Source organism: Amycolatopsis kentuckyensis (genome assembly GCF_002155975.1).
Lineage (GTDB): Bacteria > Actinomycetota > Actinomycetes > Mycobacteriales > Pseudonocardiaceae > Amycolatopsis > Amycolatopsis kentuckyensis.
In genome coordinates, this window is the sequence record NZ_MUMI01000321.1 from 1 (window position 1) to 7373 (window position 7373).

Here is a 7373-nt window from a genome sequence, read left to right on the forward strand (position 1 = left end):
ACGCGGCCTGGCTCAAGGCCGGGCAGTACATGATGATCGGCGCGGTCGGCGCGATCGGGCTGACGCTGGTGGTCGGGCAGGCCGGGCAGCTTTCCCTGGCCCACGCGTTCTTCCTGCTCGCCGGCGGCACCGCCTACACCGTCCTCTCCGGACCGACGGGGGACGACCGGGTGATCGGCTTCGGCCTCGACCCCGGCCTCTCGCTGCTGGGCGCGGTGGTCGTCGCGGCCCTGCTCGGGTTGGCCTTCGCCCCGGTCGCCGGACGGCTGCGCGGGATCTACCTCGGCGTCGCCTCGCTCGCCCTGGTGTTCCTGGGCCTCTACTTCGGACAGTCCGCGGAGGAGCTCACCGGCGGGACGTCGACCGGGCGCGCGCCGGCACCGTTCTCCCTGTTCGGCTTCCCGTTCACCAACGACGGCCCGGAGATCAGCCTCCTCGGCGTGCCGATCCGGCAGGCCGAGCGCATGTGGTACCTGTTCCTGCTGCTCACCGTGCTCGCGTTCGTCATCGCCCGCGGCGCGGTCCGCGGCCGGGTCGGCCGGTCGTGGCGGGCGGTGCGCGACAACGAAGCCGCGGCCGCGGTGATGGGCGTCAGCGTGCTGCGGGCCAAGGCGGGCGCGTTCGCCGTCTCCTCGGCCTACGGCGGCCTCGCCGGCGCGATGACCGTGCTGTGGTTCGACATCCTCAAGCCGGACGAGAGCGAGTTCGGCACCTACGGCATCAACGTGTCGATCGCCTACCTGGCGATGGTCATCATCGGCGGCCTCGGCTCGGTCCCCGGCGCGCTCGTCGGCGCGCTGATCGTGAACGGCCTGCCGCAGGTCCTCGCCCTGTATTCGGCCGACCTGGGCTGGTTCTCCGGCACCGGCGACGGCGCGCTGACCCCGATCCTGGTCAGCTCGTTCGTCTACGGCGCCGCGATCATCCTCGTCGTGCTGTTCGAGCCGGGCGGGCTCGCCGCGATCGGCCGCCGGCTCACCCGTCCTCGCCGTCAACCCCCGGAGGAATCATGAAACGCACACACCTGGCGGCGGCGCTGGTGGCCGTCCTCGCGCTCTCGGCGTGCAGCACGAAAGCGAACGACTCGGGCTCGTCCGGCTCGGACAGCTCCGGCGTCAAGACCGGCAAGGGGGTGACGGCGAACGAGGTGACGCTCGGCGTGATGACCGACAAGTCCGGCGTGTTCAAGAACCTCGGCCTCGGCGTCACGCAGGGCAACGAGCTGTGGGCCAAGGACTTCAACGCCGCCGGCGGCGTGTGCGGGCGGCAGGTGAAGCTCGAGGAGGTCGACCACGGCTACAAGGCCGACACGGCGAAGACGCTGTACCCGCAGATCGAGCCGAAGGTGCTCGGGTTCGTGCAGCTGCTGGGCTCGCCGGTGGTGGCCGCCCTGAAGCAGAACCTGGCCTCGGACAAGACGACCGCCGCGCCCGCGTCGTGGTCGTCCGAACTGCTCGACAACCCGTACGTGATGATCGTCGGCACCACCTACGACCTGGAGATCATCGACGGCCTGTCGTACCTGCAGGAGCAGGGGCAGCTCAAGGACGGCGACACGATCGGGCACATCTACATCGACGGCGAGTACGGCAAGAACGGCCTGCGCGGCTCCCAGTTCTACGCCAAGAAGCACAACCTGACGCTCAAGGAAGTCAAGATCACCTCGACCGACAGCGACCTGACCAACGTCGTCACCGGCCTCAAGGGCGCCGGCGTCAAGGCGATCGTGCTGACCACCACGCCCACCCAGACCGGCTCGACGGTCGGGGCCAACAAGGCGCTCGGGCTGAACGTGCCGGTGCTGGGCAACAACCCGACGTTCGACCCGGCGCTGCTGAAGAGCCCCGCCGCGGGCGCGCTGGACAAGCTGACGATCGTCGCGAGCAGCGTGCCGTTCTCGGCCGACCTGCCCAAGGCGAAGGACGTGGCGGCGAAGTACAAGGCCGCGTACAAGGAAACGCCCAACGGCGGCGTCCCGTACGGCTACGCGGTCGGCGAGGTGTGGGGCGCGGTCCTCAAGAAGGCGTGCGACAACAAGGACCTCACCCGCGACGGCATCGCCGCGGCGCTGAAGCAGACGACGTCGGCGAACACGGACAACCTGGTCGCGGCGCTCGACTTCTCGAAGCCGGGAACGCCGGCGACGCGCCAGGTGTACGCGGCCACCCCGGACGCCTCCGCCGAGGGTGGCGTCAAGTACGTCAAGCCGTTGTTCGAAGCGCCGGAAGCGAAGGAGTACGTGGCTCCGCACCAGAAGTGAGCATCCGCCCGGCCAGCGCGGCCGCCTCGTGGAGCGGGGTGGTCGCGTTGGCCTCGGCGGCCTTCAGGAGGCCCGTGACGGTGTCCTCGATCGTGTCGACGCGGGCGAGCGCGGCCTCGTGGTCCACGCCCTCGGCCTCGCGCGAAAGTGTGTACAGGATCCCGCCCGCACTGGCCACGTAGTCCGGGATCCACAGGATGCCGCGCGCGGCGAGGTCGTCGGCGACGCTGTCGTCGGTGAGCTGGTTGTTGGCCGGCCCGACGACGAGCGGCGTGTCGAGGCGGGCCACGGTCTCGGGGTCGAGCACCCCGCCGACCGCCGCCGGGATGACGACGTCGGCGGTGAGGGTGAGCGCCTTGCCGGGCTCGACCCAGGTCAAGCCCTGTTCTTCGGCGCCGGCCCGCTTGTCCGGGTCGATGTCCGAGACGACGACGTCCGCGCCCGCGGCCTGGAGGCTCGCCGCGAGGTGGGCGCCCACCGAGCCGTAGCCGCTGATCACCACCCGGCGGCCGGTCAGGTCGGCCGAGCCGGCTGCGGCGCGGAGGGCGGCGAGCACCCCGAGTGCGGTCGGGCCGCTGGAGGAACCGGTTCCGCCCGCGGATTCGGGCGTGCAGAACGCGTACGGCGAGGCTTCCCGGAACACCAGCATGTCGGCCGGGCCGGTGCCCACGTCCGGCCCTGCTCGGTAGGCGCCGCCGAACTCGGCGATCAGGTCGGCGTGGTCGAGCAGGACGGCCCGGCGCTCCTCGGGCGAGAGGACGCGGCCCGGCTCGGGCGCGATGACGCTCTTGCCGCCCCCGAAGGCCAGCCCGGCGACGGCGCACTTCGCGGTCATGGCGGCCGACAGGCGCAGGACGTCGCCGATGGCTTCTTCGAGCGTGGCGTAGGACTTGAAGCGGCAGCCGCCGACGGCGGGGCCGAGCGCGGTCGAATGGATCGCGACCATCGTCGTGATGCCGGATCGACGGCCGCGGCGGACTACGAGTTGCTCATGTGCGGTCATGAGGGCTGAAGTTAGGGTGACAGTCGGCAGTCCAGCTCGGCTGCCGAACGAAATTCGGTACGGACGCGGAGGGCCCGGTGCTGGACGAACTTGATTCGGCGATCGTGCGGCTGTTGCAGGAAGACGCCCGGCAGACCAACCGGGACATCGCCCGGAAGGTCGGCATCGCGCCCTCGACGTGCCTCGAACGCATCCGGCTGCTGCGCGAACGCGGCGTCATCCGGGGCTACCACGCCGACGTCGACCTGCCGAGCCTCAACCGCGGCGTCCGGGCGCTCGTCACGGCGCAGGTGCGGCCGCTGAGCCGGGCGGTGATCGATTCCTTCCAGCGGTCCATCGCCGAACTCCCGGAAGTGCTCTCGGTGTACGTCACGGCCGGCAACGACGATTTCCTGATCGAAGTGACCACCCCCGACATCGACGCGTTGCACGCATTCCTGACCGACCGGCTCGCGTTGCGCCGGGAGATCGTCGGGTTCCGGACGTCGATCGTTTTCCGGCACCTGCGGAAGACGACGCTTGAACCGCTCCCGTAGGGGTACTCGGGGTTCAACCCGGAGCGGCGCGACACGCCGCCCCTACGTGAACCCCTCAAATACCCGGGTTCGCACGCTCAGAGGCGGAAACTGTCGGTGGCGGGGCGTCTAATGAGCACGACGGGAAGGAGGCGCCGCCATGATCACCGAATTGAACCATCGTGAGCGGGCCACGTTGAGAGCCGTGGCCGGGGGCCACGCCGAGTTCAGCTGCAGCTGCGAGCCCGACCTCTTCATCGACGGCCTGAGCTGCTGCGACCAGTCCACCGTGCACCGGCTCGCGCGGCTCGGCCTGATCGCACCCGCACGCCCCGGCAAGTGCGGCGAGCGCGTGCCCGCGCTGCTCACCGACGCCGGTTCGCGGGCACTGGGCGAGGTCTTCGCCGCCGCCGCGTAAACGCGTTGCCACACTCTGGGGTCACTGACAGCATCATCCGATGCACGTATTCCTCGAAACCGAGCGGCTGATCCTCCGCCGGTTCACCGAGAACGACGCCGACGCGCTCTTCGAGCTCTACGACGACCCGGCCGTGATGAAGTACCTCAATGGGGGACAGCCGGCGGACCGCGCCGAGATCGTCACGCTGGATCTCCCCGCGTTCCTCGGTTACTACGAGCGTTTCCCCGGTTACGGGTTCTGGGCGGCGATCGAAAAGAGCACCGGCGACTTCCTGGGGTGGTTCCATTTCCGCCCGCGCCCCGGCGATCCGCCGGACCAGCCCGAACTCGGCTACCGGCTGCACCGGAAGGCGTGGGGCACGGGTTACGGAACGGAAGGCTCCGCGGCACTGCTCGCGAAGGGATTCACCGAACTGGGGGTCACCCGCGTGACGGCGTCCACCATGGTGGTGAACCAGCGCTCGTGGCGGGTGATGGAAAAGCTGGGGATGAAGCTGGTCCGCACGTACTTCGAGGAGTTCCCGGAGCACGAGCGGGCGCCGGGCAGCGAGCAGGGTGACGTGGAGTACGCGATCACCCGTGAGGAGTGGCTCGCGAGCGCCGCGTCCGGCGCTCACGAGCCTCCCGGTCAGCGGTAGACCTCGAACTCGTAGATGCGTGACGCACCGTTGCCGTCGTTGGCCGGCGTGGTGACGTTCAGCTTCACGTACCGGGCCGACCGGGTCGCGATCGGGTGATACGTGCGGCTGGCCCGTGAGCCGGTCACCGACGCGACCGTCGTCCAGCTGGAGCCGTCGGCCGACGTCTGGATCGTGAAGGCGCCGGTGTTCCAGCCCGTCGTCTCCCCGCCGAGGCCGGCGTGCTTGACCACGAACGCCGACACGTTCTGCGCCGACCCGAGGTCGACCTGCAGGAACTTCGTCGCGGCGGTGGTGCAGAACTTGCTGTTGTCCGCGAGGCTGCCGTCGACGGCCTTGTCCGCGGTCTCGGCCGAGTTGCACGTGGCCGAGCCCGTCGCCGCCTTGCCCTGCGCCAGGTTCGCGCCGAGCTCCGGCGCGGCGGGCGGCGGCGTGAACCCGTCGTTGTACGACGGCGGGACGTCGGCCACGTTCGTGCCCCAGGCACTCGGCGACGAGCCCATCGTGTAACCCAGCGTGGACGCGCCCGCGATGTCGCCGTAGCGGATCCACGACTTCGTCGTCGCGACGCCGTTGACGCTCACGCTCTGCACGTACTGGGCACCCTGGCCGGCGCCACTGCCGGTGATCTGGATCGTCCCGGACGGCCGGACGATCGAGGCGGCGGGGAACAGCGGGCCGTGCAGGGCGAGGACGTCCGCGCCCGGCGTCGCCGGGTACATCCCGAGCGCGGCGAAGACGTACCACGCCGAGGTGGCGCCGAGGTCGTCGTTGCCGGGCAGGCCGCCCGGGCCGGTGGTGAACGACTCGTTCATCACGCGGCGCACTGCGGAGCTGGTCCCCTGCGGGTGGGCGGCGTAGTTGTACGCCCACGGCACGCCGTGCTCGGGCTCGTTGCCGATGTAGAAGTACGGCTGGGTGAGGCCGCCGTTGAGCTGGGTGAAGTGGTGGTCCAGCCGCTGGACGGCGGTCTGGCGGCCACCCATCAGGTTGATCAGGCCCTGGTAGTTGTAGGGCACCATCCAGGTGTACTGCGACGGGTTGCCCTCGGTGTAACCGCTGTTGCTCGACGGCACGACCGGCCACGCCCACGTGCCCGTGCTGCCGCGCGGCTGGATGTAGCCGGAGTCGGTGCCGAACACGTTCTGCCACCACTGGGCGCGCTGCATGTAGGTGGTGTACTTCGCGGTGTCACCCACGGCCTTCGCGAACTGCGCCACCGCGAAGTCCGACGCCGAGTACTCGAGCGAGTCCGACGGGTCCTCGTAGACGTAGTGCCGGCTCAGGTAGCCGCTTTCCCGGCCGCGGATCGCCTGCCCCTGCGTGGTGCCGCCGCTCGCGCTCTTGTCCATCAGCGTCAGGGCGGCCGCGGTGTCGAAGCCGCGGACCCCGAAGGCGTACATGCTGCCGACGATGATCGGGCCGGGGTCGCCGGTCATCACGAAGTGCTCGTTGCTGTTGTGCGACCACTTGGGCAGCAGTCCGCCCTGCTGGCCGTCCAGCACCATCGACTTCGCGATGTCGCTCGCTTCGTTCGGCGCGACGAGCCCGATCAGCGCGGCCCACGACCGGTAGATGTCCCAGCCGGAGTAGTTCTGGTAGACGGTGTGGGACGCGGTGTGCACGGCCTGGTCGAACCCGCGGTACTGGCCGTTGGTGTCGCTGGCGATGTTCGGGTTCTGGAAGACGTGGTACAGCGCCGTGTAGAACTTCTGCAGGTCCGCGGCGGCGCCGCCGGTCACCTGCACGCGGTTGAGGACGTTGTTCCAGCTGGTGTCGGCCGCACTCCGGATCCCGGCGAAGTCGAAGCCGGGGTTCTCGGCGTCGAGGTTGGCCTGCGCGTTGGCCAGGCTGACGAACGAAATGCCGACCTTCGCCTGCACGGTCGGGTTGCCGGAGGTGTCGAAGGTGACGTAGCCGCCGGAGTTCGTGCCGCTGGTGCTCGCGGACCCGGCGCTCACGGTGCCGCCGAGCCAGGTGCCGAACCCGCTGGGCGCGCGGTCGAACTGGATGACGTAGAAGATCTGGTACGTCTTCGACGAGCCGCAGAACCCACCGCCGGTCACCGAGCCGGTGAGCCGGCTGCCGCTGATGCTGATCGACCCGCTGCGGCTGCCGGTGGCGCTGCGGCTGGTGTTGACGAGCAGCCGCGCGGACGTCGTGCTGGGGTAGGTCAGCTTCATGAAGCCGGACCGTTGCGTGGCGGAGAGTTCGACGGTGGTGTTGTAGTTGTCGAGCTTGTTCTTGTAGTAGCCGGGCGCGGCCGACTCGTTGGCTTTGGTGTACCGGCCCGCGTACCCGGTCCAGCCGGTGCCCGGCGACGTCCCGATCGCCCCGGTGATCGGCAGCAGGCCGAGGTCTTCGTTGTTGGCGCAGCCCGCGCCGTTGAAGTGGGTGAGGCTGAACTCCTCGATGCCGGTGTCGCTGTAGCGGTACCCGGACGGCGACGCGGTCGGGGTGTCCGGGCTGAACTGCACCATGCCGAACGGCACGACGGCGCCGGGGTAGGTGCTGCCGCCGGCGCCGTCGTGCCGTTC

7 protein-coding genes are annotated in these 7373 nt (G+C 69.9%); 5 read left to right on the top strand and 2 right to left on the bottom strand.

The window, feature by feature from the left end; all coding sequences use genetic code 11:
- Together CCN39_RS29130 and CCN39_RS29135 are read left to right on the top strand one after the other, a co-directional pair.
- Positions 1-1013: branched-chain amino acid ABC transporter permease (locus CCN39_RS29130; RefSeq protein ID WP_086847321.1), on the top strand; the 1013-nt coding region annotated here is incomplete at its 5' end.
- A complete protein-coding gene (locus CCN39_RS29135) occupies positions 1010-2260 on the top strand; it encodes an ABC transporter substrate-binding protein (protein ID WP_086847323.1) in 1251 nt (416 codons plus the stop codon). The genes CCN39_RS29130 and CCN39_RS29135, both read left to right, overlap by 4 nt.
- Here CCN39_RS29135 and CCN39_RS29140 read toward each other — a convergent pair.
- On the bottom strand, positions 2202-3263 hold the full coding sequence (locus CCN39_RS29140; RefSeq protein ID WP_086847326.1) for a Glu/Leu/Phe/Val dehydrogenase dimerization domain-containing protein: 1062 nt from the start codon (positions 3261-3263) through the stop codon (positions 2202-2204). The genes CCN39_RS29135 and CCN39_RS29140 overlap by 59 nt on opposite strands.
- A gap of 80 nt (positions 3264-3343) precedes the next feature.
- On the opposite strand from CCN39_RS29140, the gene CCN39_RS29145 reads away from it, so the two are divergent.
- The 3 genes from CCN39_RS29145 to CCN39_RS29155 all read left to right on the top strand — a co-directional run bounded on the left by CCN39_RS29145 (position 3344) and on the right by CCN39_RS29155 (position 4836).
- A complete protein-coding gene (locus CCN39_RS29145; RefSeq protein ID WP_086847332.1) occupies positions 3344-3799 on the top strand; it encodes an Lrp/AsnC family transcriptional regulator in 456 nt (151 codons plus the stop codon).
- A 139-nt stretch (positions 3800-3938) separates the two neighbouring features.
- Positions 3939-4196, top strand: coding sequence for a hypothetical protein (locus CCN39_RS29150; protein ID WP_208630431.1), 258 nt, complete (start codon positions 3939-3941; stop codon positions 4194-4196).
- Between the two features lie 40 nt (positions 4197-4236).
- A complete protein-coding gene (locus CCN39_RS29155; RefSeq protein WP_086847328.1) occupies positions 4237-4836 on the top strand; it encodes a GNAT family N-acetyltransferase in 600 nt (199 codons plus the stop codon).
- Here CCN39_RS29155 and CCN39_RS29160 read toward each other — a convergent pair.
- Positions 4827-7373 (bottom strand): GH92 family glycosyl hydrolase (locus tag CCN39_RS29160; protein WP_086847330.1); only part of this gene is annotated, 2547 nt, incomplete at its 5' end. The two genes, CCN39_RS29155 and CCN39_RS29160, sit on opposite strands and share 10 nt — an antisense overlap.